This window comes from Niallia sp. MER 6 (assembly GCF_023714395.1).
In the GTDB taxonomy this organism is placed as follows: Bacteria; Bacillota; Bacilli; order Bacillales; family Cytobacillaceae; genus Niallia.
In genome coordinates, this window is sequence record NZ_JAMAUK010000083.1 from 1 (window position 1) to 2,246 (window position 2,246).

At 30.4% G+C, this 2,246-nt stretch carries 3 protein-coding genes; 1 reads left to right on the top strand and 2 read right to left on the bottom strand.

The window, feature by feature from the left end; all coding sequences use genetic code 11:
- Positions 1-203: 203 nt before the first annotated feature.
- Entirely contained in the window at positions 204-680 is a 477-nt protein-coding gene (locus M3600_RS28230; protein ID WP_251648536.1) for a GNAT family N-acetyltransferase, read from the top strand.
- Between the two features lie 242 nt (positions 681-922).
- Here the strand turns inward: M3600_RS28230 and M3600_RS28235 are convergent, their stop codons facing one another.
- Together M3600_RS28235 and M3600_RS28240 are read right to left on the bottom strand one after the other, a co-directional pair.
- Positions 923-1,372: a hypothetical protein gene (locus M3600_RS28235; protein WP_251648537.1), complete on the bottom strand. Its 450-nt coding sequence runs from the start codon at positions 1,370-1,372 to the stop codon at positions 923-925.
- Between the two features lie 20 nt (positions 1,373-1,392).
- Complete coding sequence (locus tag M3600_RS28240; RefSeq protein WP_251648539.1) at positions 1,393-1,869, bottom strand: hypothetical protein; 477 nt, start codon at positions 1,867-1,869, stop codon at positions 1,393-1,395.
- Between the last annotated feature and the right edge of the window lie 377 nt (positions 1,870-2,246).

Sequence of the window (2,246 nt, forward strand, 5' to 3'; positions counted from 1 at the left end):
TGTTTAGCAGACGGGATCTCTGTCCCACTGGCAGTTACGTTTTACCCCGGCTACAGTTATAATAAGCCCATATAAAAAATGGTCAACTAGAAATATTTTCATTTCTGGTTAACCTTATAATACGAACATGGCAGTTTAGCACCACAGAAAATTATAAAAAAAGATATAATAGGTTCTAGGAAATATCAATTGGAGGGGGAAAAATGAATTTAGAAATACGATTAGCAAACGCAGAAGAGTCTCAGATTGTTCATAAAATTATGTTAGAGGCGTTTGAAGAATATCGCTTCCTTGAAGTTCCTTCTAGTGCATTAAATGAACCATTAGATAATCTGTTAAATGCTATGAAACAAGAATCAGAAAAAGCATTGTTGTGCTTTGTAGATGGAAAACCTCTAGCTTCATCTAGAATTACATTAAAAGATAACTCAATATATTTTTCAAGGCTATCTGTTACATCTAATGCAAGAGGAAAAGGCATGGCTAAAGCAATGTTATTGTGGATGGAGAATTATGCTAAAGAAAGGCAAAGAAAGAAATTAGAATGCCGTGTTCGTGCAACATTACCAAAAAATATAAGCTTGTATGAAAGATTGGGCTATATAGTTTCTAAAGAAGAAACTGTAACCAATCCTAATGGTTACGAAGTTAAAACAGTGTTAATGGAAAAGTCTTTATAAAGTTAATTTAATTTATTACTATATTTTTCAACAAGTAGGCTTTTCTTTTGTTTAGAGGAAAGCCGTTACTTGAGTCACTAGATGAACTTCTTGTAACAAATAATTCATAATTGGAACGGGGGTTTTCTTATCTTATATATAATTAAAATATTTGCCTACATAGTGTATTAATTGGTATAAAGTAATAAACAACTGAGAATATATAACTATTTCCTCAGTTTTTTTCATTACAGGAATATCAATCATAATTTATTGAGAGCTATTACTAATGGATTATAATCTGATAATACTTCAATTACTTCATCACGTGTAATATAAACATGATGTTCTAAATTTGGATGAGTCGTACTATTGAAAAGGGGATTTTGATTATCAAACCAATTAATGTATTCGGAGTTTTTCATTTTAAAAAAGTATGCTTTTCCTTTTTCTTTCAAACTTGATTCATCAACATCTAAATTATATAAGCCAAATCTTCCGATCTCTGTTGTATATCTAAAGGCCCAAACATAGTATTCCATAGGTCCGTTTAATTGGTTATATACAATTTCAGTAATATTGTCGTCATAATCTTCCAGTATGATTTTAAAATAGTCATTATGTTTATCTATCCCTTTTAAAAGAATATTAATAGGATGATCAGAGTTTAGGTTTGTTTGTGGCTGCCAAATTTTTAGACTTTCAATGTGCATAAGTTGTTCTCCTCTTCAGATTATTCATATCTAATTTTATCCCATGATTTCCCATTACTTGCTGGGTATCTTAATGTCGGTTTCTCAGTACTTGTTGACTTCGGATAATAAGTCAATGTTTTCCCTTCAAAAGTTTTTATTAGTACTTCACCACCTCCAGATCGAGAAGTTCCTGGCATTCTTGCAAAGTCGGATAATGCTTTTGATTTCCCTCCACTTTTCACATAGTTATTTACAGATGCTGATTGTTTATTCGTTAGTCTTGCAGAACTTTTAATGCTACTCCAAGTATAACTTCCTGAACTACACATAATTGATACATTACTATCATCATTTGAGATAGATGATCCAATGATTGGAGTTAACTGTATCTCCGTTGATTCAGTTGATTTAATTCCACAAACAGGGGGTGCAGCAGTTACAGTTGTTTCAAGCAAGATATTTAATGGTAGAAGTAATAAGACAAAAAGAATTATTAATTTAATTTTGTTCAACAAAATACCACCCCCTTTTTAAATATTCTGAAAACATAATACTGTATCTTACAATAATTGTAAAATGTTTTCTGTATAAAAAAGGATATTTTATTCCTTACTATGGAATAAAAGAATGTAATACCAATGTTCATTATGTTAAAACATAACCCAAACCATCAAGTTAGCTAAACATTTTAATATAAACTATGCAGCATTACTCTAAAAAATCACCTAAGGAAAAACCAATATTGTGAAATGGTACACTTAAGCTAAACCAGCTAATAGTTTGTCAACATTTTTCAATAAAAAGATAAATAATCTCGTGGTATACTAAAAATGCACATGCCAAATAACCTACCGCTATATTTTAATTGGAAGGTTTTGTTGTATTTAGTTAG

What these genes read in the sequence shown, in the direction of transcription:
- M3600_RS28230 (WP_251648536.1), top strand. Translation starts at nt 204, where the DNA reads ATGAATTTAGAAATACGATTAGCAAACGCAGAAGAGTCTCAGATTGTT.
- M3600_RS28235 (WP_251648537.1), bottom strand. Translation starts at nt 1,372, where the DNA reads ATGCACATTGAAAGTCTAAAAATTTGGCAGCCACAAACAAACCTAAAC.